Origin of the sequence: Micromonospora sp. NPDC049497 (assembly GCF_044465805.1) — a bacterium.
In the GTDB taxonomy this organism is placed as follows: domain Bacteria; phylum Actinomycetota; class Actinomycetes; order Mycobacteriales; family Micromonosporaceae; genus Micromonospora.
Map to the genome: position 1 here is coordinate 1 of NZ_JBITMC010000029.1, position 24,317 is coordinate 24,317.

The window sequence follows — 24,317 nt, forward strand, 5'->3', positions numbered from 1 at the left end:
GGCCATGATCCACGTCATGGCCACCCGCCTAGCCCGACACACGAATCCGGCCCAGGCAACCAACACCTGAGCCGAATTCTCAAACACTCACTAAGAGGGGTCCCTTCCTTTCACCTCAGGCAGACTGGAGGCCACAGCGGGCGAAGAAGGTGCACATGGCGTTGTCGCAGGTGTTCGGTCGGCTCATCGGCGTACGCGAGCACGAGGTGGATCCCGGCGGCGGTGGCGCCTCCCGAGTGCCGCAGCCGGTCACGGCGGTGGTGGTCGGCGGCGGGATCGCCGGCATGTCGGCGGCCGTGGTGCTCGCCGAGCGGGGCGTCGACGTGACGGTGCTGGAGGCCGCCCCGACCCTCGGCGGACGGCTCGGCGCCTGGCCGGAGGAGCTGCCCGACGGGCCGCAGCAGAACGAGCACGGCTTCCACGCGTTCTTCCGGCAGTACTACAACTGGCGGTCCATCCTGCGCCGCGTCGACCCGCACCTGGGCTTCCTCAAGCCGATCCCGGGCTACCCCATCCTCAGTGAGCGGTGGCCGACCGAGGAGTTCGGCAAGCTGCCGCCCGCCCCGCCGGCGAACCTCCTCGCGCTGCTGCTGCGCAGCCCGAGCCTGCGCCTGGGCGACCTGCGCGGCATGGACCGGGACGCGGCCCTGCCGCTGCTCACCTACGATCCGGTGCGCACGTACGCCGAGTTCGACGACACCACCGCCGACGAGCTGCTCACCTCGCTGAAACTGCCGGACCGGGCGCGGGCGATGCTCTTCGAGGTCTTCTCCCACTCGTTCTTCAACCACGAGGCCGAGATGTCGGCCGCCGAGATGATCGCCCAGTTCCACTTCTACCTGCTGGGCAACCCGGAGGGGCTGGCCTTCGACTGCCCGGACGAGGACTACGCGACCGCGATCTGGCAGCCGCTGACCCGGCACGTGGAGAAGCACGGCGGCCGGGTGGTCACCGGCGCGGCGGCCACGGCGCTGACCCGCGACGCCGCCGGGTGGCGGGTGGAGACCGCGGACGGCACGTCGTACCCGGCCGGGCACGTCGTGCTCGCCGTCGACCCGCCCGCGCTCGCCGCGCTGGTCGCGGCCTCCCCCACCCTCGCCGAGGTCGCTCCCGAGTTGGCGGCGCGGATGCCCGCGTTCGGCCAGGCCGGTCCGCCGTACGCGGTGGCGCGCTACTGGTGCGACGGGGACGTGAACCCGGACCGGGCGGTGTTCAGCGGGGTGTCCCGGCAGCCGACGCTGGACTCGGTGACCCTCTACCACCGGCTGGAGAACGAGTCCCGCCGCTGGGCCGAGCGCACCGGCGGCTCGGTGGTCGAGCTGCACGCGTACGCCTGCGAGCCGGGCGTGCCCGCCGAGGAGCTGGCCGAGCGGATGCGCGCCGAGCTGACCGCGCTCTGGCCGGAGACGGCCCGACTGCGGGTGCGGGAACTGCGGGCGCGGGTGGAGGCGCAGGCGCCGGCCTTCACTCCCGGCAGTCACGCCTGGCGGCCGGGGGTACGCACCGACGTCGACGGTCTCTACCTGGCCGGGGACGGGATCCGGACGGAGTTCCCCAGTGCGCTGATGGAACGTTCGGCGGCCACCGGCATCCTCGCCGCGAACCACATCCTGCGGGCCACCGGCGGCGCCGCCGAGCCGGTCCGCTCGATCCGTCCCCGGGGGCTGCTCGCCCGGCGCGGCTGAACCGCATCGAAATCCGTTGCCCGCCCCACCGGGCCGACCTACCGTGATCATGCAAGGCCGACCACCGTTCCGGGAGTTCAGCATGTCGATGTCGCACGACACCCTCGTGCCGTCGACGCTGCCCGCCGGCGGTCGGCGGAGCGAAGACCCCGGGGACGGCCGGCCCGACTGACGTGTACGACGACACGACGTCGAGCCGCCCGTTCCCACCCGGGGAGCGGGCGGCTCTTCCGTTGCCCGGGCCCCGCACGACTCATGGAAGGAGACACCGGTGGACGCCGTCCTCGTCGTCAACGCCGACCTCGGCCCGCTGCACCGGGTCACCGTCCAGCACGCGATCCGGATGCTCTGCCGCCGGGTCGCCGAGATCCACGAGGCCGAGCCGGACCAGGTGATCGGTGTCTTCCCGATGCCCCGGGTCGTCCGGCTGGTCCGGTACGTCGTCACCCGCTGGCGGTTCAGTTCCGGCCCGGCCTGGTCCCGCGCCGGCGTGCTGCGCCGGGACGGGCGGTGCTGCGCGTACTGCGGCGGGACGGCGACCACGATCGACCACATCCTGCCCCGCTCGCGCGGCGGCCGGAACACGTGGCGGAACACCACCGCCGCCTGCTACGCGTGCAACCAGCGCAAGGGCGACCGCACGCCGGACGAGGCGGGCATGCCGCTGCGCCGGGAGCCGGTGACGCCGAGTTGGGCGGCGCTGGCGGGGCGGTGAGGTGACCGGCCGGCGGGAACGGGGGGCCGCACCGGGGGTACGCCCCCGGCGCGGCGCCCGCCGGCCCCTCGCCCGTCCCACCGGTCCGTGCCCGACCGGGCCGGTGGGACGGGTTGTCAACCGTCCTGCTCCCTGATCCGGGGGACCGGCCGCTCGTTGGCGCACCGCACGGTGACGACGCTGCGGTGTCCGGTGGACACCAGCTCGACCCGCACCTCCCGGGCCGGTCCTGGCTCGTACGTGCCGATCTGGTAGCCGGTGGCCGGGGTGACGACGACGATCTCGGCCGACCTGTCGGCACAGTGGACCGACACCGTGCCGCCGCGCGCCGAGACGTCCGTGGTCGTCTGACCCGTCGACGGGGTCGGTGTGGGACCGCCGGACGGCGTCGCACCGACGTCCGGTGACACGGGGGCGGACGCGCTCGCGCGGGGGGACCGGGCGGTCAACGGCCCGCTGGACGGGGCACCGACCGACGGGGCCGGTGCCCGGGGCGCCGCGGCGGTGGCCGGCAGCGCGACGCTGGACGTGTCGCCGGTCCCGAAACCGGTCTCCGGCTCGTCGGCTGCGCCGGGCCGCCGGAACGCGGGCTCGCCCAGCGTGCCGGCGAGCGCCACCACGCCGAGTACGGCCGCGCCGACCGCCACGAGCGCCCGGGAGCCCAGCCGGACCCGCCGCCCGGTGACGGCACGAGCGGCGCGGGCCGGCGGGGTGGCCGGGGATCGCAGGGCCGGTGGCTTCCCGTCCGGATGCCCGCCGGCCGGATCGGCGCGCGCGCTCGCGTCGGGGTCGGGTCTACCGGCCAGCGCCGCGGCTTCGGGTCTCCCGGCCAGCGCGGCGGTGAGGACCCGGGCCGCCTCGGCGGCGGTCGGCCGGTCCACCGGGTCCTTCGCCAGGCACCAGCGGTGGAGACGACCGACCTCGGGTGGCACCCCCTCGACGTCGGGCAGCGGGGCCGGCTCGTCGTACGCGTGGGCGCGCAGCATCCCGGTCCCGGTCTCCCGCCGCCACGGCAGCCGGCCGGTGAGCATCCGGTGCAGCAGCAGGCCCAGCCCGTACACGTCGGAGGCGGCGATCACCTCGCCGGCGTCCAGCCGTTCGGGGGCGAAGTACGCCGGGGTGCCGAGGAGCCGCCCCTCGACGTCGATCTCCGGTGTGCCGGCGACCGCCGCGATGCCGAAGTCGACGACCTTCGCGCCGGTCGGGGTCAGCATCACGTTCTCGGGTTTGACGTCCCGGTGCACCAGGCCCTCGCCGTGGGCGGCGGCGAGACCGGCGGCCACCTCGGCCCCGATCCGCAGCGCGTCCCTCGGCGGCAGCGGCCCCTCGGTGAGGCGCTGCGCGAGTGTGGTGCCGGTCAGCAGTTCCATGACCACGAAGGGAACCTGGCCGCCGCCGAGCGGAGACTCGCCGTAGTCGTAGACGTTGGTGACGTTCGGATGCGACAGCCGGGCCGCCGCCTTCGCCTCCGCCCGGATCCGCCACCGGGCAGCCGGATCCGTCGCGACGAGCACCTTGACCGCCACGTCCCGTTCCAGCACCTCGTCGTGGGCCCGCCAGACCACGGACATGCCGCCCCTGCCGAGGCGCTCGTCCAGCCGGTAGCGGCCGGCGAGCAACTGATCACGCTGCACAGTGGACAGCCTGCCGCACCGGACCGGCCCGGCACCACCCGACATCGAGTCGCCGCGATGCGACGCTCGGCCCTACCGCGCGTTTCCCGGCGCCCAACCGAACCGGGGCGGCCGGCGCTCGTGGAAGGCCGCGACACCCTCACGGGCCTCGCCGCTCGCCCGCACCTGGCCGTGCCACCAGGCGATCCGGTCGTCGTCCGCACGACCGTCGATGATCTCCTTCGCCGCGGCGACGCTGAGCTGTGAGCGGGCCACGACCGCGGCGGTGATCTCCTCCACCCGGGCGGCGAGCGCGTCACCGGGCAGCACCTCGTCGACCAGACCGACCCGCAGCGCCCGCTCGGCGCCGATCAGCTCCGCGGTGAACAGCAGGTGCTTGGCCGCCGCCGGGCCGACCAGCCGGGCCAGCCGGCGGGTGGTCGGCGCCGGGTAGACCAGTCCCAACCGTGCCGGCGGTACGCCGAAGCGCGCGTCGTCGGCGGCGATCCGCAGGTCGCAGGCCACCGCGAGCTGGCATCCGCCGCCGACGCAGGCACCCCGGACGGCGGCGACGGTCGGCTTGGCGAAGGCCGCCAGCCGCTCCTCGGCGGCGACGGCGATGCTGCCGTCACCGGCGTCCAGCAGTTCGTCCAGATCCCCGAGGTCCGCGCCGGCGCAGAAGGTGCCGTCCGCGCCGGTGAGCACCAGCGCCCGGACGGCGGGGTCGGCCTCCAGGCCGTCCAGCAGGTCCGGCAGCCGCCGCCACATGTCCGTGGTCATCGCGTTGCGCCGTCCCGGGTTGTGGATCACCACCGTCGCGACCGCACCGGTCACCTCGACGAGCAGGTCCGCGTCCGCCACCGTCACCACCCCTTCGACCGGCCGCGCCCTCGGCGGCGCCGGTGCGGCGACCATAGCGGCGCGAGCCCGCCGCCTCACCAGCCGGGGGCAGCGTCCAGCAGGGCCCGCCGTACCGCCTGCACCTCGCGCCGGCCGCCGACCTGCGGCCGGGTTGCCAGGAAGAGCGTGTTGAGCGGGGGTACCGCCGGCCGCAGCAGCGGTACCAGCTCACCGGCGGCGAGCTGCCGCTCGCAGAGGTACGTCGGCAGCACGCTCGCCCCCGCGCCGGCCACCACGGCCGCGAGCACCGCCCGCAGGTCGGCCACCACCAGGTTCGGCGTCCGGGTCAGCCGCGTGTCGAACACCGTCCGCCACCAGCGCCGCAGGATCGGGGCCTCCTCGGCGTACGCGACCAACGGCACCCCGCGCAGCGCGTGCGGGGTGACCGGATCCGGCAGGCGGCGGGCCCAGGCCGGCGCGGCGACCAGCGCGAACTCCTCGTCGTGCAACGGCTCGGCGGTCAGTCCCCGGCGCCGGGGGCGCACGCTGGTCACCGCCAGGTCGAGCCGGCCGGCGACCAGGTCGTCGAGGAGCTGGTCGGGCAGGCCGGCGGTGACCCGCAGCTCCAGGCCGTCGGCGACCAGGCCGGCCACCGCCGGGAGGACACGCGCGGCGAGGAACTCCGCCGGGCCGCCGAGGAAGACCGTCCGGGGGTACGGCGTACCCGGCTCGTCGGCGAGCACGGTGTCGAGCCGGTCCAGCGGGTCCGCCACGCGCCGGGCCAGCTCGTCACCGGCGGCGGTGGGCACCACGCCACGGGGTACCCGGTCGAAGAGGGGTCGGCCGAGGGCCTCCTCCAGCGCGCGGACCTGGGCGGTGACCGTGGGCTGCGCCCGCAGTTTCACGGAAATAGTGGCTATTCCCCGCGGAATAGCCACTATTTCCGTGTTCGAGGCGTCACAGAGATGTGGGACAGCGCGGAGTGCAACGCGACGTTGCGTTGCGATACGGTGGGGCATGACCGTCGCCACGCACGTACCGTCGACCGGCGCTCCGGCCGGCGGCAACCCCGTCGTCGTCGGGGCGCCGCCCGCGCTGCCCGCCACCGCGCCCGCCCTCGTCGCGCAGGTGCGCGGCACCGGGCCCACCTTCACCGCCACCTCGCCGCTCACCGACGAGCGGACGGTGGACGTACCGTCGAGCACCCCGGCCGACGTCGACGACGCCTTCGCCGCCGCGCGGACCGCGCAGCGGTCGTGGGCCGCGCTGGGGGTCTCCCGGCGCGCCGCCGTCCTGCTGCGCCTGCACGACCTGGTCCTCGACCGGCAGGCCGAGGGGCTGGACCTGATCCAGTTGGAGGCCGGCAAGGCACGGCGGCACGCGGTCGAGGAGGTCCTCGACACCGCCATCAACGCCCGCTACTACGCCCGCGCGGCCGCGAAGCTGCTGCGCTCCCGCCGGCGCACCGGTGCCCTGCCGGTGCTCACCCGGACGGTCGAGCTGCGCTTCCCCGTCGGGGTGGTCGGTGTCGTCTCCCCGTGGAACTACCCGCTGTCGCTGGCCGCCTCCGAGGTGCTGCCCGCCCTGATGGCCGGCAACGCCGTGGTGCACAGACCGGACCCGGCCACCATGCTCAGCGCGCTGTGGGTCCGCGCTCTCGCCGTCGAGGCGGGACTGCCCCCGGAGGTGTGGCAGATCGTCGCGGGTGAGGGCACGGTCGTCGGCCCGCTCGTCGTCGACCGCGCCGACCAGGTCTGCTTCACCGGCTCCACCCGGGTCGGCCGTGAGGTCGCCGCCCAGGCCGCCCGACGGCTGGTGCCGGCATCGCTGGAACTGGGCGGCAAGAACCCGCTGCTGGTGCTCGACGACGCCGACCTGGACCGGGCGGTGGAGGGCGCGATCCGGGCCTGCTTCGCCAGCGCCGGCCAGCTCTGCATCTCGATCGAGCGGGTGTACGTCGCCGACCGGCTGCACGACGAGTTCCTCCGCCGCTTCGTCGCCCGTACCGCCACGCTGCGCCTCGGCGTGGTCGGCGACTTCGGGGCGGACCTCGGCTCGCTCGCCTCCGCCCGTCAGCTCGACACCGTCACCGCGCACGTCGCCGACGCCGTCGCGCGGGGCGCCGTCGTGCACACCGGCGGCCGGCCCCGCCCGGACATCGGCCCGTACGTCTTCGAGCCGACCGTGCTCACCGGCGTCGCCCCCGGCATGCGCATGTACGCCGAGGAGACCTTCGGTCCGGTGGTCGCGGTGTACCGCTTCGACACCGACGACGAGGCGGTCGCGCTGGCCAACGACACCGCGTACGGGTTGAACGCCAGCGTCTTCAGCGGCTCCGGCGCACGCGGCGAGGCGGTCGCGGCCCGGATCGACGCCGGCAGCGTCAACGTCAACGACGGCTACAGCGCGGTCTGGGGCAGCATCGACGCGCCGATGGGCGGCTGGAAGGACTCCGGGCTCGGCGGCCGGCACGGCGCCGAGGGGCTGCACCGGTTCACCCGCGTCAAGACGGTGGCCCGGCAGCGCGGGCTCGGCCTCGCACCGGCGTACCACCGGCCGGGCGAGCGGACCGCGGCCTGGACCCGTCGGATGACCTCGGCGCTGCGCCTGCTGCGCCGTACGGGGCTGTGATCGCGAGCGGCGGCGGGCCGGCCGCGCGGGGCCCGCGCGGCGCCGAGGCCATCCACACCGCCGTGCTCGACCTGCTGGCCGCCGACGGGTACGCACGCCTGACCGTGGAGGGGGTGGCCCGGCGCTCCGGCGTCAACAAGACCACCCTCTACCGCTGGTGGCCGTCGAAGCCCGCGCTGGTCGCGGCGACGTTCCGGCACGCCATCGCCCGGGACCTGCCCGTGCCGGACACCGGCTCCCTGCGCGGGGACCTGGTGGCGCTGGTCCGGTCGAAGACGGCGTTCTTCGCCGACGGGCCGGGCCGGCTCGCCGCCGACGTGCTCGCGCACACCGGCGCCGACACCGAGCTGGCCCGGCTGGCCGACGAACTGCTCGGCCAGCACTGCGCCCACGTGACCGAGGTGACCGGGCGCGCCGTCGCACGTGGCGAACTGGCCGGCCCGGTCGACGACATGCTCCTCGCCGACCTGCTGCTCGGGCCGGTGTGGCTGCGCGCGGTGGTCACCCACCGTCGGATGTCGACGGCCGACGCGGACGCCCTGGTCGACACCCTGCTGGCCGGCCTGCGCCGCTGATCCGTCGTTCTGATCCACCGCTCCGGTCAGAACCGGTACTCCGGCGGCAGGCCGGTGCCGCGCAGTTCCGCCGGCAGGTGCGCGACGTCGTTGAAGGCGACCAGCCGTGGCGGCAGCCGGTCGGTGTAGCGGATGACGGTCAGCCCGCAGTTGTGCGGGTTGAGCCCCAGCCAGCGGTGCTCCGGCGCGGCCAGGGCGTCGCGCACCAGCCAGGCGATCAGGAACGCGTGCGTGACCACCAGCTCCGTCACGTCCCCCCCGTCCGGCGGCCGGCCGAACCGCCGCACCGCCGCCGCCGTCATGCCCGGCCCGTCGGCCCGCTCGGCCGCCGTGAACCCGTCCAGAAACCGGGCGTACGCGGGCGGCACGGCGGCCGGATCCGTGTCGTGCGGCAGGTGGTCACCGGCCAGCTCGGTGGCGTACACCGGCACTCCGGGCAGCGACCCCGCGACCAGCTCGGCGGTCTCGACGGCGCGGCGGAGCGGACCGTGGTGGACGGCGTCCAGCGGCACCCGGGACAGGCGCTCGCCGAGCAGCGCCGCCTGCCGGCGACCCCGTTCGGAGAGCCCCGACTCCGTGGTCTCGGCACCGGACGGCTGCTCCTGCTCGCCGTGCCGGGCCAGGAGCAGCAGTCGGGTCGGCACCGTCACTGACGCGGGAACATCTGGCCGATGCGGATCTTGTTGCCGAACGGGTCCCGGATCCCGAAGTCGATCCCGTACGGGCGCTCCATCGGCTCGTCGGTGATCTCCACACCCTTCGCGACGAGGTCCTCGTACGTCTTGTGGGCGTCGTCCGTGGTCATGAAGAGGTAGCCGCCCAGCGCGCCTTTGGTGAGCAACTCACGGACCTGCTCGGCGGTGGCCGGGTCGAGGGCCGGCGGGCCCGGCTTCTCCAGCAGGATCTCGCGCTCCGTGTCACCGGGCAGGTTGACCGTCAGCCAGCGCATGAAGCCGAGATCCTGGTCGGTGTTGACCTCCATGCCGAGCTTGCCGACGTAGAAGTCGAGCGCCTCGTCCTGGTCGAGGACGTAGATCTGGGAGCGGGAAATCGCGTTCATCGTCATGCCGGAAACGCTAGTCGCCCACCCTGACCTGCTGCTTATCCAAAACTGCTCGGTCTCGTCCACGCCTTCGTGAAGCAACTCGGCACGGCGGCGGCCGGAGCCTTCCGCCGTCGGTACTCCGACGGGGACTCCCCCACGATCTGCCGGAAGGTGCGGCTGAACGTGCCCAGGCTGCCGAACCCGACGGCGTAGCAGACGTCGGTGACGTCCCGGTCGGTGTGCAGCAGCAGGTACATGGCCCGCTCCACCCGGCGGCGCTGGAGGTAGCGGTGCGGGGTCTCCCCGAAGGTGGCGCGGAAGGTCCGGATGAAGTGCGCCGGGGAGACGTGCGCGATCCGGGACAGCGCGGGGATGTCCAGTGGCTCGGCGTACGCCCGGTCCATGGCGTCCCGGGCGCGCAGCATCGCCCGGTTGCTCTCCTCGACGGCGCGGCTCACGTGGGGACGGATCAGGCCCGGTCGGCGACCTCGGCGACGAAGGCTCGCCAGGCGGTCGGGGTAAAGGTGAGGGTGCCGCCGTCGCGGTCCTTGGTGTCGCGGACGAGGACGACGCCGGGCAGGTTGTCGGCGACCTCGACGCAGGCACCGCCGTTGGAACTGCTGCGGATACTCGTGCGCCATCGCGCATCCTTCGAGGCATCCATGTTCTTGCCCTCATGAAGTCGATGGACTGGTCACGCGGAAGCGCTACCGACCTCACGGTATCCCAGACGTCCCGGAGGGCGGCAACGTCGTTCGAACGTCCTGCCTGGCCGGGGCGCAGGCCGGCGGCTGAAAGCTCTTGTCCACAGCTCCCGGTCAGAGTCCCGCGTGGATCGTCGGCAGGGCATCGCAGCGCTCGGGGCACCGAAAGTTTCTCGCATCCCCTACCGTCGCTACCTATGACCCACCCGTACGAGGTGCCCCCACCGCCGAAGCGGCGGACGCTACGGACCGTGTTGATCGTTGTCGGCGTGGTCGTCGTGCTGTGCTGCGGTGGCGCCGGCGTCGGCGGCTTCTTCCTGTTCAAGGGAGTCAAGGGCGCGACGGATCCGGCACGGCAGGCCGCCGAGTCGTTCGTGAGCGACCTGGAGGCCGGCGATGCGGCCAAGGCGTACGGGCAGTTGTGCAGCGACACGCGCGGCAGGTTCACGAGGGACGCTTTCGTCGAGGGCGTCGCCAGGCAGCCGAAGGTCCGGAGCCATGAGGTCAACGGCGTCAACGTGTCGAGCTACAACGGCCGCACGTCGGCGACGGTGAGCATGGCCCTGGTGCTGGACAGCGGGTTCACCGACCAGCACGTGTTCCCGCTGGTGAAGGAGGATGGCGCCTGGAAGGTGTGCGGCCAGCCGTACTGAGCCGGCGCGAACCTCGACGCGATGCGGTGGGCGCTCTCGTGGCGCCCACGGCCCCGAAACGCAAGGCGGAATTGGAGCCCCCGGCCGGGATCGAACCGGCGACATCTCGCTTACAAGGCGAGTGCTCTGGCCAGCTGAGCTACAGGGGCGTGCGTGCCGACGTCAGCATAGCGACTGACGTCCGGATTTCCCTCGCGGCAGGCGTCCCGAGCATGGGAAACGTCGACAACCCGACCGGCGCGGCGGTGGGTGATACGTCGATTGATGCCTCGCCGTGCCCGCCTGACCGGTATGTGTATGCCGTCCATCCCATCCACAGGTTCCCGTCTTGGCAGTACGCGCGAAGGCGTTTACGGTTCAGTGACACGGATGACATCCCGGCCCGCCGGGGGCGCCCGTGGGCCGATCCGGTAACGGGTCGGCCGCTCCTTCACTCGGATCGTCCGGCACGTTCCTGCCGGTGAAAGGAAGCATCCCCCCATGGCTACGGTCACGTACAGCAAGGCGTCCCGGATCTACCCGGGCACCGAGCGCCCCGCCGTCAACCAGCTCGACCTGGAGATCGGCGACGGCGAGTTCCTCGTCCTGGTCGGCCCGTCCGGCTGCGGCAAGTCCACCAGCCTGCGCATGCTCGCGGGCCTCGAGGACGTCGACGAGGGCTCGATCTACATCGACGACCGGGACGTCACCCACCTCCCGCCGAAGGCTCGCGACATCGCGATGGTCTTCCAGAACTACGCTCTCTACCCGCACATGACGGTGTACGAGAACATGGCGTTCGCGCTCAAGCTGCGCAAGACCTCGAAGAGCGAGATCGACCGGCGGGTCAAGGAGGCGGCGGCGCTGCTCCAGCTGGAGGAGTACCTCAGCCGCAAGCCGAAGGCCCTCTCCGGTGGTCAGCGCCAGCGTGTCGCCATGGGCCGCGCGATCGTCCGCGAGCCGCAGGTCTTCCTCATGGACGAGCCGCTGTCGAACCTCGACGCGAAGCTCCGCGTGCAGACCCGTACGCAGATCGCCTCCCTCCAGGCCAAGCTGGGCGTCACGACGGTCTACGTCACCCACGACCAGGTCGAGGCCATGACCATGGGTCACCGGGTGGCCGTCATGCTCGACGGCGTCCTCCAGCAGGTCGACACCCCGCGGGCGCTCTACGACACCCCGGCCAACGTCTTCGTCGCCGGCTTCATGGGCTCGCCCGCCATGAACATCAAGACGGTTCCGCTCAACGAGCGTGGTGCCGCGTTCGCCGACCTGCACATCCCGCTCACCCGGGAGCAGGTCGAGGCGGCTCGCGCCGAGGGCGGCGAGAACAAGGTGACCGTCGGCTTCCGCCCCGAGGACTGCGACCTGGTCAGCCCGACCGAGGGCGGCATGCCGGTCGTCGTCGAGCTGGTCGAGGACCTGGGCTCGGACGCCAACGTCTACGGCCACGCCGCGCTCGAGGGCCACAACGAGCGCTTCGTGGTCCGTACCGACCGCCGCACCATGCCGACCATGGGTGACACCGTGTTCGTCAAGCCGCGCGAGGGCCGCAGCCACGTGTTCAACGCGGCCACCGGCGACCGCATCTGACGTACGAAACGAAAGGGGCGGTCCGCTTCGGCGGACCGCCCCTTTTCGTTTCTGTGCCGTGGGTCAGGCCTCGGCGGCCCGGCGGCGCGACACCTCGGCCAGGGTCACGGCGGCGGCGACACTCGCGTTGAGCGACTCGACGTCGGAGATCATCGGGATGCTGACGGTCAGGTCGCAGGTCTCGCCGACCAGCCGGGACAGCCCGCGGCCCTCGGAGCCGACGACGACGACCAACGGGCCGACCGCGGCCTCCAGGTCGTAGAGGTCGGTGTCACCGTCGGCGTCCAGCCCCACCACCACGAACCCGGCGTCCTGGCACGCCTTCAGCGACCGGGTCAGGTTGGTCACCTGGGCGACCGGGACGCGTGCGGCCGCGCCGGCGCTGGTCCGCCAGGCGGTCGCGGTGATCCCGGCGGCACGCCGCTCGGGTACGAAGACACCCTGCGCGCCGAAGGCGGCGGCGGACCGGATCACCGCACCGAGGTTGCGCGGGTCGGTCACCCCGTCCAGCGCCACCAGCAGCGGGGCGGGCTGCTCCAGGGCAGCCGCGACGAGGTCCTCGAACGGCTCGTACGCGAACGGGGGCACCTGGAGGCCGACGCCCTGGTGCAGCACGCCCCCGGTCATCCGGTCCAGTTCGGCGCGGCTGATCTCCAGGATGGCGATGCCCCGGTCCGCGGCCGTGCGGATGATCTCGTTGATCCGGTCGTCGGAGTCGATACCCTGCGCGGTGTAGAGCGCGGTCGCCGGCACCTGGGCGCGCAGCGACTCCAGCACCGGGTTACGGCCCACCAACAGCTCCGGGCTGTCCTTGGACGGGTTGGACCGGCGGCCCGGTGCGACCCGGGGCCCACCACGACCGGTCGGCTTGCCGCCCCGGCCCGCCGCGCCGCGACCGCCGGTGCTCGGCGTGCCCCGGCCACCGCCCTTGCCCCAGGTGGTGTCCTTGCTGCCGGGCTGGCCGATCTTCGGGGCCCGCCCCTCCTCGACCGCCGCCCGGCGCTCCTTCTCCTGCTTCCAGGCGGTGCGCTGGGGCAGCTTCTCGGTGCCCGAGTACGCCTTGTGCCAGGGCCGCTCGTCGGCGGGCAGGGTCTTGCCCCGGCCGGCGAGGGAGTCCTTGTTCTTGCCGCCGGAGCCCTTGGGGGCGCCCGCCTTCGGCGTCAGCCGTCGGCCACGGCGCTGCGAGTTGCCGGCCATCAGTCCTGCTCTCCAATAGTCCAACGGGGGCCCTGGGCGGTGTCCTCGACCACCACACCGGCCTGCTTGAGCTGGTCGCGTACGGCGTCCGCGGCGGCCCAGTCCTTCCGGCCGCGCGCCTGCGCGCGCTGCTCCAGGGCCAGCGCGATCAGGGAGTCCACCACGCCGCGCAGGTCGTCCGCACGGCCACCACCGGTCCACGCCGGGTCGAGGGGGTCCACCCCGAGGATATCCAGCATCGCGCGGGCAGCGCCGAGCGCCGTGCGGACGGTCACATCGTCACCGGCGGCCAGGGCCGTGTTGCCGTCCCGCACCACCTCGTGGAGCACGGCGAGCGCCGCCGAGGTGTTCAGGTCGTCGTCCATCGCGGCGGTGAACGCCGCCGGCAGCGCGCCGAGCTGGCCCGCGCCGACCCGTTCGGTCGCACGCTGCACGAAGCCCTCGATCCGCCGGTACGCGACGGCCGCCTCGCGCAGCGCGTCCTCCGAGTAGTCGATCACCGACCGGTAGTGCGCGGCGGCGTAGTAGTACCGCAGATCCACCGGGCGTACGCCCAGCGAGTCGACGTACGTCAGGTCGAGCGCGTTGCCGGCGGACTTGCCCATCTTCGCGCCGCCGATGTTGAGCAGACCGTGGTGCACCCAGAAGCGGGCGAACGGCAGCCCGGCGGCGTGCGACTGGGCCAGTTCGTTCTCGTGGTGCGGGAAGGTCAGGTCCAGCCCGCCGCCGTGGATGTCGAACTCCGCGCCCAGGTAGCGCCAGCACATCGCCGAGCACTCGATGTGCCAGCCGGGGCGGCCCCGACCCCACGGCGAAGGCCAGTACGCGTCGGCCGGCTCGGACGGCTTGGCGCCCTTCCACAGCGCGAAGTCGCGCGGGTCGCGCTTGCCCCGTTCCGGGGCGTCCTCGGCGGACTGCATGTCGTCGGGCGACTGGTTCGACAGCGACCCGTACGCCGGCCAGGACCGCACGTCGAAGTAGACGTCGCCCGAGGAGTCGGTCGCCGGGTAGGCGTGGCCGTCGGCGATCAGCTTGGCGATCAGCTCGTGCATCTCCGGGATGTGCCCGGTGGCGCGCGGCTCGTACGTCGGCGGCAGCACGTTCAGCGCCCGGTACGCCTCGGCCAGCTTCAGCTCGTTCGCGTACGCGATCGACCAGAACGGCCTGCCCTGCTCTCCGGCCTTGACGAGGATCTTGTCGTCGATGTCGGTCAGGTTGCGGATGAACGTGACCTCGAAGCCGCTCACCAGCAGCCAGCGTCGTAACACGTCGTAGTTGACGCCCGAGCGAAGGTGACCGATGTGCGGCGGAGCCTGGAGCGTGAGACCACACAGGTAGACGCCCACCTTGCCGGCTTCCCGGGGGACGAAGTCCCGCACCGATCGGGTGGCGGTGTCATAGAGGCGTAGCGTCACCGTACAAGGGTAGCCGTCGGCGCTTGTCCGGGTCGGCCGGAGCCGGGTCGTACGCTGCTGGCGTGGACACCACGGCCCGACGCGGCAGCGACCCGACGAGCCGGGCCGGCGGCGTGGCCGGTCCGGGCGGCACCGGCGCCTCCCCGGCCGGCACGGATCCGGCCGTCTCCACCGTCGGTGGCGAGACCGCGCAGACGCTGGACCGGGGTCTGCGGCTGCTGCACCTGGTGGCCGACGCGCCGGGCGGGCTGACCGTCACCGAGGCGGCCAACCGGCTGGGCATCGGTCGCGCGGCGGTCTATCGGCTGGTCGGCCCGCTGACCGGCCACGGCATGCTGCGCCGCGACCCGGAGGGCCGGCTGCGCCTCGGCGCCGGCGTCCTGCACCTGGCCCGGCGGGCCCAACCGCTGCTCGCCGAGGGCGCGCTGCCCGCGCTGCGCCGCCTCGCCGAGCAGGCCGGGGCCACCGCCCACCTCACCGTCGTCGAGGGCGGCGAGGGTGTGGCCCTGGCCGTGGTCGAGCCGAGCTGGACGTCGTTCCACGTGGCGTACCGGACGGGCGCCCGGCACCCGCTCGAACGCGGCGCCGCCGGTCAGGCCATCCTCGCCGGCCGGTCCGGCGCCGCCGGCCCGGTGAGCACCGCCGGCGAGTTGCAACCCGGGGCGTACGGGGTGGCCGCTCCCGTCCTCGGCGTGCCCGGCCTGGAGGCCAGCGTCGGCGTGGTGGCGCTGGCACCGCTGGACGTCACCACGGTCGGGGCGCAGGTCACCGCCGCCGCCGAGGCCATCGCCACCGCCCTCCGCTGACCCGCGCCCTGGCCCGCCATCCCCGCCCGGCCCCGCCCCCCGGCGGTGATCGACGCATACCACACCCCGACGGGTCCGAGGCGGTTGTCCACAGGGGGCGTCCGGGCGGACCAGGACGGTTGTCCACAGGGGTGTCGGGCGACCGTGTCGGCGGCGCAGGCTGCGGACATGCCACCTCGACCACACCGGCCGGCCGCGCTGGCCTGGCAGGTCTTCCGCGGCTCCGACGCGGTGGGCCGCTACCTCCTCACCGAGCACCAGTTGCGCAGCTCCGCGTGGGTGCGGCTGCGCCACGACGTGTACGCCGACGCCCGCCTCGAACGGGACCACGCACTCGCCTGCCAGGCCGCCACGCTGCGCCTGCCGAACGGTGTGTGGATCGCCGGCCCGTCGGCGGCCTACCTGCACGGCGTCGAGCACGCCGCGAGCTTCACCGACGAGGTCCACGTGCTGGTGCCCGGCCCTGGCCGGCTCGGTGCACAGAAGGGGATCCGCCTGCACGTCACCGGCCCGCCCGACCCCGCAGCCACGTCACGGCCGACCCGCCCACCGGCCCCGGTGGTCGTCGGGCCACCGGAACGGCCGGGTGACGGACCATCGACACGGCCGAACACCCGGCCACCGGGACGGCCGAGCGGCGGGTCACCGGTCGCCGGGGCACCGGGGCGACCGACGGCCGATGTCGTCGGTCCACCGAACCGGCGGTCGGGACGGACGACGGCCGGACCGGCGCAGCGGGCAGCAGTGCCCGGGCGGGACCGCTCCCCGGCCCGAGACCCGGCACCCGGCGGGATCCCGGTGTCGGGAGCCCCGTACCGGTGGGCGCAGGCTCCGGTCCTGGCCCGGACGAGCCCGGAGCAGGCGGCGTGGGAGACGGCGGTCTGGGTGGATCCCGTCCGGGCGATCGGCGTCATCGACGCGCTGCTCGGCCAGGGCCTCACCACTCCCGCCGCGTTGGCGGCGACCGCCGAGCGGTACGCGGGACGGCCCGGCGGGCGGCGCGCAGCGTGGCTGTTCGGCCTGGCGGACGCCGGTGCGCAGTCCCCGCCGGAGTCGCACCTGCGGTTGCGGCTGGTGCTGGCCGGGCTGCCCAGGCCGGTCACCCAGCATCCGGTGTGCCTGCCGTCCGGCCTGGTGGTGCATCCCGACCTGGCCTGGCCGGAGCACCGGGTCGCCGTCGAGTACGACGGGCAGTGGCACGCTGACGCCGACCGGCTGCACGTCGACCGGGCACGCCTGAATGGGCTCGTCGCCGCCGGCTGGTTGGTGCTGCACGTGACGAGCCGCCGCCTGCACCGGGACTTCCCCGGCGTGCTCCGCGAGGTGCGGGCGGCTCTGTCGTCCCGCGGCTGGCGCCGGTGACCGCGCCAGGTGATCGACTCGCCTTCATTGATGTCGCGGTGTTGACGCCTCCGGACAACCCGACATCAATAACGTCGAGTGGATCTTGCAGGGTCGATGCGCCGCCGCGCGCAGCGCGCGTCGCCGGGGCGCCGGGGAGTGGCCGCGGACAGGGCGGGGACAGGGCGGGGACAGGGCGGGGCCCGGACGACGGGAGGTCGTCCGGGCCCCGCGAGGTGGTACCGGCCTGTCACATGGGTGTGGTCACCGCGGCGTGCGCGTCGATGATGCCGTGCCCGTAGAAGCCGTTGAACGTGCTGTCGCCCTCGCAGAGGGCGTCGAACTCCGCCGAGCGGCCCTCGTTGGCGTACGACTGCAGGCGCGGCTCGGGGCAGGCCCGCTCGGTCGCGGTCACGTAGAGGTGCTTCTCGACCTGGTCGGGGGCCAGGCGCAGACCGCCCTTGACCGGGTCGGTCTTGCCGAACGCGCTGACGATCAGCGAAGCGACGCCGGCGGCGTGCGGCGAGGCCATCGAGGTGCCCTGCAGGTAGGTGTAGTACCCGCAGGATCCGCCCTTGGTGCAGTCCTTGAAGACGAAGTCCCTGGCGCTGGGGACCACATTGCCGCGGGCGTCGACCGAGCCCTCCTCCTGCAGCACCTTGAGCGGGTACGCGGAGAGGATCATGTTCGCGTCGGTCCGGTACGACGAGGTGCCGTAGCCGTCACGGAACCAGCCACCGGGTGCCGCCACCGAGATCTGCTCGAGGCCGTAGTTGGAGAAGTCGGACTTCTTGCCCGACGGGCCGAGCGCCGACACACCGATCACGTGCGGGCCCTCCGCCGGCAGGTCCCAGCAGCTGGAGTTGTCGATCGGCCGGGCGTACGGGTCGGCGCCGTAGTCCGGGCTGGAGTAGTCGGTCCGCGGCTTGCCGAGGTCCTCGTGGTTGTTGCCGAGGGCACCGACGAGCGTCACGCCCTTGTCGTGGGCGTAGTTCAGCGCGCGGGTCATCGCCTCGATGATGACGCGCTGTTCGGCCTGCGCCTCCGGCGAGTCGGCCGGGTTGGCGGTGCAGTTGTAGAGCCACGGGTCGACGTAGAACGACATGTTGACCACGTCGAGGCCGGCGTCGGCGGCGTGCGTCAGGGCGTTGACGACCGGGTTCAGGAAGAAGTAGCCGGAGTCCTGGCCGCCCTTCAGCTCGACCAGGGTCACGTTCGGAGCGACACCGGAGAGGCCGAACCCGTTCGCGGCCGCGCCGATGGTGCCGGCGACGTGCGTGCCGTGGCCGCCGTCGTCGGTGCCGACCGGGTCGAGGCAACCCGCGACCTCGCACGGGCCGTCGATGTCGGTCATGTCCGGGGCGAAGTTGCGCGACAGCGACCAGCTGAAGTTGGCGGCGAGGTCGGGGTTGCTGGCGTCGACGCCGGTGTCGAGGACGCCGACGGTCACACCTCGGTCGCCCGGCTCGGTCTGCCGCGCCCGGTCGGCGCCGATCATCCGCAAGCCCCACAGCTTCTCGTCCAGCGGGTCCATGCCGGTCGCCGCCGTCGGCGCGGCGCTGCCCGCGCCCTTGGTCCTCGCGGCGGCCAGCAGGTTCTCCTGCTCGACGCGGTCGATCTTCGGCGCCTGGCCGATGGCCCTCTGCTGAGCCGCGCCGAGCAGGGCGTCAGCGGCGGCCGCGCGGCTGGCGAAGTCCGCCCGGTCGCTGCGCACCTGGAACGTACCCACGCTGTCGTTGCGGGACACGACGGTACCGCCGGCCGCTCGGATCGCCGCGATGGCGGCCTCTGCCGAGATCCCCTTCTCGGCGACCACCGTGAAGGTCTGGCTGCTGGACGGCGCGGCGCCGGCCGGCATGGTCAGGCCGGTTACCGTGAGTGCCAGGGCAGTCGCGGTGGCGACGGCACCGGCGGTGAAGCGCTTGCTCACCACATCGGATCCTCTCCTTGAGGGACGTGGCTGTCATCAGAACAGGCTGAAATGGTTTCCGCCAGACACCTATCCGGTTGCATTCGTAAATTCGGCTTGCTCCTGCAGTTCGAGCAGCGCATCGGGCAGGTCGGCCAGGGTGCTCACCTCGGCGTCCGGCCGCACGTCCGGCGGGCGGGGCAGGCCGTGACGGTTCAGCCAGACGCCGCGCAGCCCGGCGCGCTGCGGCCCGAGCACGTCGTGGACGAGTGAGTCGCCGACGTACGCGATCTGCCTGGCCGGCGCTCCGGCGGCCTCGACCACCGCCGCGTAGAACGCCGGGTCGGGTTTCTTCGGCAGGCCGCCGTCGTGTGCGTAGACCTCGAAGGCGAACTCGTCGGCGAGCCCGCAGCGTTCGGCGCGACTGTTGCCGTTGGTGGCGTAGCCCAGCGTCCACCGCCGCCGCAGCGCGGCGAGGGCCGGCGGCACGTCCGGGTAGGGCCGGGTCAGCGCGAACCGCCGCGCGAAGAAGAACGCCGCGAGGTCGTCGAGGTGGTCGTCGAGCCCGGCGCGGGCCAGGGACCGGGCCAGCGCGGCTCGCCGGATCTCCACGACGGGCGCGGACGTCCGTGCGCCGAAGACGGTGTGCCAGTCCGATTCCAGGTCCGCGAGGGACACCCCGGCCGCCGCCGGGGTCAGCCGCCGCATCTGATCGAGTACGGCCAGCAGCCCGCCGGTCACCGCCGGGCGCAGGTCGAGCAGCGTCTCGTCGGCGTCGAAGACGACCGTGGTCAGCACCCCGACCGCTCCCCCGGTCACCGGTCGCCGGTCAGCGCCGGTTCCGGTGCCGGCTCGGGTGCCGGGGCGGGCTCACGCAACTCGTCGAGCCGGACCAGCGCCACCCCGGCGACGATGAGCGCACCGCCGCCGAGCTGCTGCACGGTCAGCACCTCGTCCAGCACCAGCCAGGCGATGAGGACGGCGAACATCAACTCGGTCAGGCCGACGAACGACGCCAGGCGGGCGCCGAGGATGCGGGCACCGGCGATCCCGGCCAGGTACGCGACAACCGCTGCCACCAGCACCAGACCCGCGACCGGCACCCACCAGTCGGTCTGCTCCCCGGCGAACTCCACCACGCCGAAGGTGGCCCGCAGCGGCAGCAGTCCCACCACGCCGAGCACCAGCAGGAGGGCCGCGCCGACGCCCATGCCTCCGGCGGCCAGCACCACCGAGGGAAGGCGGGGGTCGACCCGCCCGGCGAGGACGTAGTACCCAGCCAGCCCGACCGCCGCGCCAAGCCCCCACAGGACCCCGATCGGGTCGAGGCGTTCGGCGCCGGCGAGGTCGAGCACGAGCACCAGACCGGCCAGGGCCGCCGCCGAGCCGGCCAGCGTCAGGCGCTGCGGGCGCTGGCCGTGGACCAGCCACATCCAGCCGACCACGACGATGATCCCCAGGTACTCCAGCAGCAGCGCGAGACCGACCGGCAGGTATCGCACCGCGTTGAAGAAGCACACCTGCGCCAGCGCGACGCCGAGCAGCCCGAAGACGCCGACCGTCGTGAGGTTGTCGCGCAGGACCCCCCACCGGCCGCGCAGGGCAAGGACCGCCGGCACCGCCACCACCAGGGCGGCGAGACCCACCCGGGCGATCACCAGGGCCTCGGCCGACCAACCGGCGTCGATGAGCGAGCGGGCGAACGTGCCGGACGTCCCGAAGGTGAGCGCGGACAGCACGGCCAGGGCGAGGCCGGCACCGCCGACGGAGGGTTGGCGCATCGATCTCTCCTTGGCGTGGCCGGAAGTCATGGGCAAACTAGAGTTACGCCGATGACGCTACGGCCGGGCGATGACAGGAGTCAAGTTGCTTTTTGCCCATGACACCGAGTGCGCGCTGATCAGTGCCGCCGCGCTCGTCAACACCGACGGCGGGGACGTCGAGGGGCTGCCCGACGTCGCCGCCCTGGACGAGTTCTTCGTCGCGCACGCGTACACCGGACGGCACGAACACACCCAGGCCGAGCTCGCGGCGGTCCGGCAACTGCGCCCCCGCCTGCGCCGCGTCTGGCACGCCGACACCGACGAGATCGTCGCCATCGTCAACGGGCTGCTCCGTGAGAACCAGGCCCTGCCGCAGCTCATCACGCACGACGACGAGCCGTACCACTTCCACGCCGTGCCACGCGACGCTCCGCTCGCCACCCGGATCGCCGTCGAGGCCGCGATGGCGCTGGCCGACCTGGTCCGCAGCGAGGAGCTGGGACGGCTGCGGATCTGCGACCACCCCGACTGCGACAACGTCCTGGTCGACCTGTCGAAGAACCGCTCCCGCCGCTTCTGCGACACCACCTGCGGCAACCGCGCCGCCGTGACCGCCTACCGCGCCCGCAAGGCCGCCGCCCGCACCTGACCGCTCGCGCCCTGTCGAGCTGATGTCGTCAATGGCTCAGTGAGCCAGGGCGTCCGCTCCGGGCGCGGCCGTCACGGCCGCTGCGGCGGCGCCGCCACGAAGATCCGCCAGGAGTACGGGTCGACGCCCAGCACCGGCCCCGCCGGGTCCTTGCTGTCCCGCACCCCGACCACCCCGGAGAGATTCGTCGCCACCTCGACGCACTGGTCGTTGGACCCACTCCGACGGCTCTTGCGCCACCAAGCGCCAGTCAACTCCATGATTCCGCCAATTCCCTCAGCCGCTCGATCGACTCCTGTGGGGGCAGGGCCACGGCGAGAGTAGCCTCCCAGGTCCGTTGCAGTCGCATGAGATCATCCGGTCGGTCCAGCTCCTGCCCTCCGATCTGGCCCCCGAGGAAAGCGAGTTCCACGCCACCGGCCATGCTGGCGAGGATGAACGGGCCGTTCAGGCCCGGATACTCCTCCGCCGCGAACGACACGACCTGGATCCGGACGTGCGGGTGCTCGATGGCGAGGCGAGCGAGATGCGACACCTGATCGCACATGACCTTGCGACCGCCCACGGTCCGCCGTAGTACCGCCTCGTCCATAACCCCCACGAGCCTGGGTGGACGCTCGGCATAGAGCACCGCTTGACTGTCCAACCGGTCAGTGAGCCGCCGCTCGACTTCCTCGGGATCGAGCAGTGGATCAGACTCGAAGACCGCCCGCGCATACGCCTCGGTCTGCAGCAGACCTGGAACGTGCAGCGGGTCGAACCAGCGTAGAGCCCACGAGTCCGCCAGGATCGCCTGCCAGCCACGCAGCCAGGGCTGGGCTCGGTCCAGGCTGACCAGGTCGGTGAGCATCCGGGTGTAGAGGCCACCCGTGTCCAGGGCCTTGTCGACCAGTTCCAGGTACTTGCCGGTGGGCGGCTGCTGGCCGAGTTCCACCGCGCTGACCATCGACGGTGAGTAGTTGACCGCCTTGGCCAGTTCCTCCTGGCTCCAGCCGCGACGAATCCGCCCCCGGCGCAGCTCCGCCACCAGGAACGCCGCTGCGGTCATCTGCCCACTCGCCATGTCCAGCCACCCCCCAGGAACCGGTTGATCGACTCCAGCGCGACGCCACCGGCGACCCGCCCCGCCGCAGTGGAACTCGGACAGCGCGGACGAACCCTTCCGACCGTAGCGGTGTCCTCACCAGACTGTGAAGCGCGACGCTCGCCGCTCGTCCCCCGGGCGCGGCGTCACGGTGGACCGCCCGCTCCCCGGCCGGGCGGTCCACCGCCGGGGCGATGACGCAAATGATTCAGCTCGACAGGAGGCTGCGCCGTGTCCCCACCCAACTGGCGGACCTGGACCTTCCGCATGTCCCGGACGCCCCGCAATCAGCGACCGGTACCCTCGCACCCCGGCACGACCGGGTCTGGCGCCGGATGCGCGCGGACTGCTCGTGCGGCCTGCGCTGGCGCACCTGCCCCGACCGGTACGCGGCCGTGCCGACCGAGCCGGCCAGCCTCCCTGCACCCGCCAACGGCGAACGCTGGTGACCAGCCCCGCCGGCCCCGCCGCCCGCCCGCACCTACCGTTGCGCCCGCTCTGGCTCTGCCGGGTCTGCGCCGCACCCTGGCCGTGTGCCACGGCGCGGCTCGCCCTCGTCGCCGAGTACGCCCACGACCGGATCGCGCTCAGCATCTACCTCTGCACAGTGCTGCACGAGGCCACCGCCGACCTGTGCCGGCTGCACCCGCAGGACGGGCCGGACCCGGCCGCGCTCTTCGCCCGCTTCCTCGCCTGGGCCTCTAGGGGTGGGTCATGCGGAGCAGGTCCAGCGCCTCCTCCAACTGCACCTCGGTGAGCTTGCCGGAGGCCACGTGACCCCGGGCCAGCACGACCTCCTTGATGGAGATCTGCTTCGCGAGGGCCTCCTTCGCGATCGAGGCGGCCTCGTCGTACCCGAGGTGACGGTTGAGCGGGGTGACGATCGACGGCGAGCCCTCCGCGTACGCCAGACAGACCTCGGCGTCCGCGACCAGGCCGACCACCAGGCGGTCGGCGAAGAGCCGGCTCGACGCGGCGAGCAGCCGGATCGACTCCAACAGGTTGCGGCCCATCACGGGGAGCATGACGTTCAGCTCGAAGTCGCCCTGCGAGCCGGCGAACGCCACCGTCGCGTCGTTGCCGACTACCTGGGCGCAGACCTGCCGCATCGCCTCGGCGACCACCGGGTTCACCTTGCCGGGCATGATCGACGAGCCGGGCTGGAGGTCCGGGATGCGCAGCTCACGCAGGCCGGCACGGGGGCCGGAACCCATCCAGCGGATGTCGTTGGCGATCTTGTAGAGGCCGACAGCGACCGTACGGAGCTGGCCGGAGGTCTCCACCAGCGCGTCCCGGGCGCCCTGCGCCTCGAAGTGGTTACGCGCCTCGGTCAACGGCAGCCCGGTCGAGTCCCGGAGCCGCTCGACGACCCGGGCGGCGAAGCCCAGCGGGGTGTTGATGCCGGTGCCCACGGCGGTGCCGCCGAGCGGCAGCTCGGCCAGCCGCGGCAGCGCCGCGTCGAGCCGCTCGATGCCGTAGCGGACCTGCGCGGCGTACCCGCCGAACTCCTGCCCCATGGTCACAGGCGTGGCGTCCATCAGGTGGGTACGGCCGGCCTTGACCACGGTCGCGAACTCGACCGCCTTGTCCTCCAACGCCTGCGCGAGGTGCGACAACGCCGGCAGCAGGTCCCGCGCGACCGCCTCGGTGGCGGCCAGGTGGATGGATGACGGGAAGACGTCGTTGCTGGACTGGGAGGCGTTGACGTCGTCGTTCGGGTGCACGTCCCGGCCCAGCTCCCGGGTGGCCAGGGTGGCGATGACCTCGTTGGTGTTCATGTTCGACGAGGTGCCGGACCCGGTCTGGAAGACGTCCACGGGGAACTGGTCGTCGTACCCGCCGTCGGCCACGTGGGCGGCGGCGGCGGCGATGGCAGCGGCGACGTTGGCGTCGATCACGCCCAGCTCACCGTTGACCTCGGCGGCGGCCCCCTTGATCTGCGCCAGGGCCCGGATCTGGGCCGGCTCGATGCCCCGGCCGGAGATCGGGAAGTTCTGCACCGCGCGCTGGGTCTGCGCACGCCACAACGCCTCGGCGGGCACCTCCACCTCGCCCATCGAGTCGCGTTCGATCCGGTAACCCGCTGCCTCTGGAGTCGTCACGCGTACCATCCTGCCGCG

Annotated in this window: 26 protein-coding genes, 1 tRNA gene and 1 pseudogene; 11 read left to right on the forward strand and 17 right to left on the reverse strand. The window is 73.2% G+C overall.

Going from position 1 to position 24,317, the window contains the following annotated elements; translation table 11 throughout:
* Positions 1 to 155: 155 nt before the first annotated feature.
* Both ACIBR0_RS26950 and ACIBR0_RS26955 read left to right on the forward strand, forming a co-directional pair.
* Entirely contained in the window at positions 156 to 1,685 is a 1,530-nt protein-coding gene (locus ACIBR0_RS26950; RefSeq protein WP_396720247.1) for an FAD-dependent oxidoreductase, read from the forward strand.
* Between the two features lie 271 nt (positions 1,686 to 1,956).
* Complete coding sequence (locus ACIBR0_RS26955) at positions 1,957 to 2,400, forward strand: HNH endonuclease (RefSeq protein ID WP_357030957.1); 444 nt, start codon at positions 1,957 to 1,959, stop codon at positions 2,398 to 2,400.
* Between the two features lie 116 nt (positions 2,401 to 2,516).
* On the opposite strand, the gene ACIBR0_RS26960 is transcribed toward ACIBR0_RS26955, so the two are convergent.
* The 3 genes from ACIBR0_RS26960 to ACIBR0_RS26970 all read right to left on the reverse strand — a co-directional run bounded on the left by ACIBR0_RS26960 (position 2,517) and on the right by ACIBR0_RS26970 (position 5,758).
* Positions 2,517 to 4,034 carry a protein kinase gene (locus ACIBR0_RS26960; protein WP_396720249.1) on the reverse strand — a complete coding sequence of 506 codons (1,518 nt, stop codon included), beginning with the start codon at positions 4,032 to 4,034 and terminating at the stop codon, positions 2,517 to 2,519.
* Positions 4,035 to 4,106: 72 nt separating this feature from the next.
* Complete coding sequence (locus ACIBR0_RS26965) at positions 4,107 to 4,880, reverse strand: enoyl-CoA hydratase/isomerase family protein (protein ID WP_396720251.1); 774 nt, start codon at positions 4,878 to 4,880, stop codon at positions 4,107 to 4,109.
* Positions 4,881 to 4,948: 68 nt separating this feature from the next.
* A complete protein-coding gene (locus ACIBR0_RS26970) occupies positions 4,949 to 5,758 on the reverse strand; it encodes a LysR family transcriptional regulator (protein WP_396720253.1) in 810 nt (269 codons plus the stop codon).
* A gap of 112 nt (positions 5,759 to 5,870) precedes the next feature.
* Here ACIBR0_RS26970 and ACIBR0_RS26975 point away from each other — a divergent pair, with 112 nt between their 5' ends.
* Positions 5,871 to 7,484, forward strand: a complete 1,614-nt coding sequence (locus tag ACIBR0_RS26975) for a succinic semialdehyde dehydrogenase (protein WP_396720255.1) — start codon at positions 5,871 to 5,873, stop codon at positions 7,482 to 7,484.
* Positions 7,481 to 8,059 (forward strand): TetR/AcrR family transcriptional regulator, encoded by a 579-nt coding sequence (locus tag ACIBR0_RS26980; RefSeq protein ID WP_396720257.1) that lies wholly within the window; start codon positions 7,481 to 7,483, stop codon positions 8,057 to 8,059. The genes ACIBR0_RS26975 and ACIBR0_RS26980 overlap by 4 nt, the downstream gene beginning before the upstream one ends.
* Before the next feature lie 26 nt (positions 8,060 to 8,085).
* Here the strand turns inward: ACIBR0_RS26980 and ACIBR0_RS26985 are convergent, their stop codons facing one another.
* From ACIBR0_RS26985 to ACIBR0_RS27005, 5 genes and pseudogenes are all read right to left on the reverse strand, one after another.
* Positions 8,086 to 8,703 (reverse strand): histidine phosphatase family protein, encoded by a 618-nt coding sequence (locus ACIBR0_RS26985; protein WP_396720259.1) that lies wholly within the window; start codon positions 8,701 to 8,703, stop codon positions 8,086 to 8,088.
* Between the two features lie 2 nt (positions 8,704 to 8,705).
* Positions 8,706 to 9,125, reverse strand: coding sequence for a VOC family protein (locus tag ACIBR0_RS26990; protein WP_396720338.1), 420 nt, complete (start codon positions 9,123 to 9,125; stop codon positions 8,706 to 8,708).
* 35 nt (positions 9,126 to 9,160) lie between these two features.
* Complete coding sequence (locus ACIBR0_RS26995) at positions 9,161 to 9,562, reverse strand: AraC family transcriptional regulator (protein WP_357035137.1); 402 nt, start codon at positions 9,560 to 9,562, stop codon at positions 9,161 to 9,163.
* An 11-nt stretch (positions 9,563 to 9,573) separates the two neighbouring features.
* On the reverse strand, positions 9,574 to 9,768 hold the full coding sequence (locus ACIBR0_RS27000; RefSeq protein ID WP_396720262.1) for a DUF397 domain-containing protein: 195 nt from the start codon (positions 9,766 to 9,768) through the stop codon (positions 9,574 to 9,576).
* Positions 9,762 to 9,893: pseudogene (locus tag ACIBR0_RS27005) on the reverse strand (XRE family transcriptional regulator); the annotation flags it as partial. The gene ACIBR0_RS27000 and the pseudogene ACIBR0_RS27005, both read right to left, overlap by 7 nt.
* A 112-nt stretch (positions 9,894 to 10,005) precedes the next feature.
* Between ACIBR0_RS27005 and ACIBR0_RS27010 the strand changes: the two are divergent.
* The gene (locus ACIBR0_RS27010) at positions 10,006 to 10,461 is read left to right on the forward strand and encodes a hypothetical protein (protein ID WP_396720264.1); all 456 of its coding nucleotides are present in this window, start codon (positions 10,006 to 10,008) and stop codon (positions 10,459 to 10,461) included.
* Positions 10,462 to 10,533: 72 nt separating this feature from the next.
* Here the strand turns inward: ACIBR0_RS27010 and ACIBR0_RS27015 are convergent.
* Positions 10,534 to 10,610: transfer RNA gene (locus ACIBR0_RS27015), tRNA-Thr, on the reverse strand.
* A gap of 331 nt (positions 10,611 to 10,941) precedes the next feature.
* Here ACIBR0_RS27015 and ACIBR0_RS27020 point away from each other — a divergent pair.
* On the forward strand, positions 10,942 to 12,033 hold the full coding sequence (locus ACIBR0_RS27020) for an ABC transporter ATP-binding protein (RefSeq protein WP_396720266.1): 1,092 nt from the start codon (positions 10,942 to 10,944) through the stop codon (positions 12,031 to 12,033).
* A gap of 63 nt (positions 12,034 to 12,096) precedes the next feature.
* Here ACIBR0_RS27020 and rlmB read toward each other — a convergent pair whose 3' ends face one another.
* Together rlmB and cysS are read right to left on the reverse strand one after the other, a co-directional pair.
* Positions 12,097 to 13,230 carry a 23S rRNA (guanosine(2251)-2'-O)-methyltransferase RlmB gene (gene rlmB, locus ACIBR0_RS27025; protein ID WP_396720268.1) on the reverse strand — a complete coding sequence of 378 codons (1,134 nt, stop codon included), beginning with the start codon at positions 13,228 to 13,230 and terminating at the stop codon, positions 12,097 to 12,099.
* On the reverse strand, positions 13,230 to 14,645 hold the full coding sequence (gene cysS, locus ACIBR0_RS27030) for a cysteine--tRNA ligase (RefSeq protein WP_396720270.1): 1,416 nt from the start codon (positions 14,643 to 14,645) through the stop codon (positions 13,230 to 13,232). Before cysS ends, rlmB begins: the two co-directional genes overlap by 1 nt.
* Positions 14,646 to 14,707: 62 nt before the next feature.
* Here cysS and ACIBR0_RS27035 point away from each other — a divergent pair, with 62 nt between their 5' ends.
* Together ACIBR0_RS27035 and ACIBR0_RS27040 are read left to right on the forward strand one after the other, a co-directional pair.
* Positions 14,708 to 15,451, forward strand: coding sequence for an IclR family transcriptional regulator (locus ACIBR0_RS27035; protein WP_396720272.1), 744 nt, complete (start codon positions 14,708 to 14,710; stop codon positions 15,449 to 15,451).
* 168 nt (positions 15,452 to 15,619) lie between these two features.
* Complete coding sequence (locus ACIBR0_RS27040; RefSeq protein WP_396720274.1) at positions 15,620 to 16,813, forward strand: hypothetical protein; 1,194 nt, start codon at positions 15,620 to 15,622, stop codon at positions 16,811 to 16,813.
* Positions 16,814 to 17,042: 229 nt separating this feature from the next.
* On the opposite strand, the gene ACIBR0_RS27045 is transcribed toward ACIBR0_RS27040, so the two are convergent.
* The 3 genes from ACIBR0_RS27045 to ACIBR0_RS27055 form a co-directional block, all read right to left on the reverse strand.
* Positions 17,043 to 18,722 carry a S8 family serine peptidase gene (locus tag ACIBR0_RS27045; protein ID WP_396720276.1) on the reverse strand — a complete coding sequence of 560 codons (1,680 nt, stop codon included), beginning with the start codon at positions 18,720 to 18,722 and terminating at the stop codon, positions 17,043 to 17,045.
* A 69-nt stretch (positions 18,723 to 18,791) separates the two neighbouring features.
* Positions 18,792 to 19,499, reverse strand: a complete 708-nt coding sequence (locus ACIBR0_RS27050) for an HAD family hydrolase (protein WP_396720340.1) — start codon at positions 19,497 to 19,499, stop codon at positions 18,792 to 18,794.
* Between the two features lie 17 nt (positions 19,500 to 19,516).
* Entirely contained in the window at positions 19,517 to 20,482 is a 966-nt protein-coding gene (locus ACIBR0_RS27055) for an EamA family transporter (RefSeq protein WP_396720278.1), read from the reverse strand.
* Positions 20,483 to 20,567: 85 nt separating this feature from the next.
* On the opposite strand from ACIBR0_RS27055, the gene ACIBR0_RS27060 reads away from it, so the two are divergent.
* Positions 20,568 to 21,113 carry a CGNR zinc finger domain-containing protein gene (locus ACIBR0_RS27060; RefSeq protein ID WP_396720280.1) on the forward strand — a complete coding sequence of 182 codons (546 nt, stop codon included), beginning with the start codon at positions 20,568 to 20,570 and terminating at the stop codon, positions 21,111 to 21,113.
* A 71-nt stretch (positions 21,114 to 21,184) separates the two neighbouring features.
* On the opposite strand, the gene ACIBR0_RS27065 is transcribed toward ACIBR0_RS27060, so the two are convergent.
* Both ACIBR0_RS27065 and ACIBR0_RS27070 read right to left on the reverse strand, forming a co-directional pair.
* A complete protein-coding gene (locus ACIBR0_RS27065; RefSeq protein WP_396720282.1) occupies positions 21,185 to 21,373 on the reverse strand; it encodes a DUF397 domain-containing protein in 189 nt (62 codons plus the stop codon).
* Complete coding sequence (locus ACIBR0_RS27070; protein ID WP_396720284.1) at positions 21,364 to 22,176, reverse strand: Scr1 family TA system antitoxin-like transcriptional regulator; 813 nt, start codon at positions 22,174 to 22,176, stop codon at positions 21,364 to 21,366. The genes ACIBR0_RS27065 and ACIBR0_RS27070 overlap by 10 nt, the downstream gene beginning before the upstream one ends.
* A 215-nt stretch (positions 22,177 to 22,391) precedes the next feature.
* On the opposite strand from ACIBR0_RS27070, the gene ACIBR0_RS27075 reads away from it, so the two are divergent.
* Positions 22,392 to 22,646 (forward strand): hypothetical protein, encoded by a 255-nt coding sequence (locus tag ACIBR0_RS27075; RefSeq protein WP_396720286.1) that lies wholly within the window; start codon positions 22,392 to 22,394, stop codon positions 22,644 to 22,646.
* Positions 22,643 to 22,954: a hypothetical protein gene (locus ACIBR0_RS27080; RefSeq protein WP_396720288.1), complete on the forward strand. Its 312-nt coding sequence runs from the start codon at positions 22,643 to 22,645 to the stop codon at positions 22,952 to 22,954. Before ACIBR0_RS27075 ends, ACIBR0_RS27080 begins: the two co-directional genes overlap by 4 nt.
* Here ACIBR0_RS27080 and ACIBR0_RS27085 read toward each other — a convergent pair.
* Positions 22,899 to 24,308, reverse strand: coding sequence for a class II fumarate hydratase (locus ACIBR0_RS27085; RefSeq protein ID WP_357033811.1), 1,410 nt, complete (start codon positions 24,306 to 24,308; stop codon positions 22,899 to 22,901). The genes ACIBR0_RS27080 and ACIBR0_RS27085 overlap by 56 nt on opposite strands.
* Positions 24,309 to 24,317: the final 9 nt, after the last annotated feature.

Coding starts and splice junctions, on each gene's coding strand:
- ACIBR0_RS27000 (WP_396720262.1), bottom strand. CDS start 9,768: ATGGATGCCTCGAAGGATGCGCGATGGCGCACGAGTATCCGCAGCAGT.
- ACIBR0_RS27040 (WP_396720274.1), top strand. CDS start 15,620: ATGCCACCTCGACCACACCGGCCGGCCGCGCTGGCCTGGCAGGTCTTC.
- ACIBR0_RS27010 (WP_396720264.1), top strand. CDS start 10,006: ATGACCCACCCGTACGAGGTGCCCCCACCGCCGAAGCGGCGGACGCTA.
- ACIBR0_RS27070 (WP_396720284.1), bottom strand. CDS start 22,176: ATGGCGAGTGGGCAGATGACCGCAGCGGCGTTCCTGGTGGCGGAGCTG.
- ACIBR0_RS27065 (WP_396720282.1), bottom strand. CDS start 21,373: ATGGAGTTGACTGGCGCTTGGTGGCGCAAGAGCCGTCGGAGTGGGTCC.
- rlmB (WP_396720268.1), bottom strand. CDS start 13,230: ATGGCCGGCAACTCGCAGCGCCGTGGCCGACGGCTGACGCCGAAGGCG.
- ACIBR0_RS27055 (WP_396720278.1), bottom strand. CDS start 20,482: ATGCGCCAACCCTCCGTCGGCGGTGCCGGCCTCGCCCTGGCCGTGCTG.
- ACIBR0_RS26975 (WP_396720255.1), top strand. CDS start 5,871: ATGACCGTCGCCACGCACGTACCGTCGACCGGCGCTCCGGCCGGCGGC.
- ACIBR0_RS26950 (WP_396720247.1), top strand. CDS start 156: ATGGCGTTGTCGCAGGTGTTCGGTCGGCTCATCGGCGTACGCGAGCAC.
- ACIBR0_RS27075 (WP_396720286.1), top strand. CDS start 22,392: ATGACGCAAATGATTCAGCTCGACAGGAGGCTGCGCCGTGTCCCCACC.
- ACIBR0_RS26990 (WP_396720338.1), bottom strand. CDS start 9,125: ATGACGATGAACGCGATTTCCCGCTCCCAGATCTACGTCCTCGACCAG.
- ACIBR0_RS27085 (WP_357033811.1), bottom strand. CDS start 24,308: ATGGTACGCGTGACGACTCCAGAGGCAGCGGGTTACCGGATCGAACGC.
- ACIBR0_RS27020 (WP_396720266.1), top strand. CDS start 10,942: ATGGCTACGGTCACGTACAGCAAGGCGTCCCGGATCTACCCGGGCACC.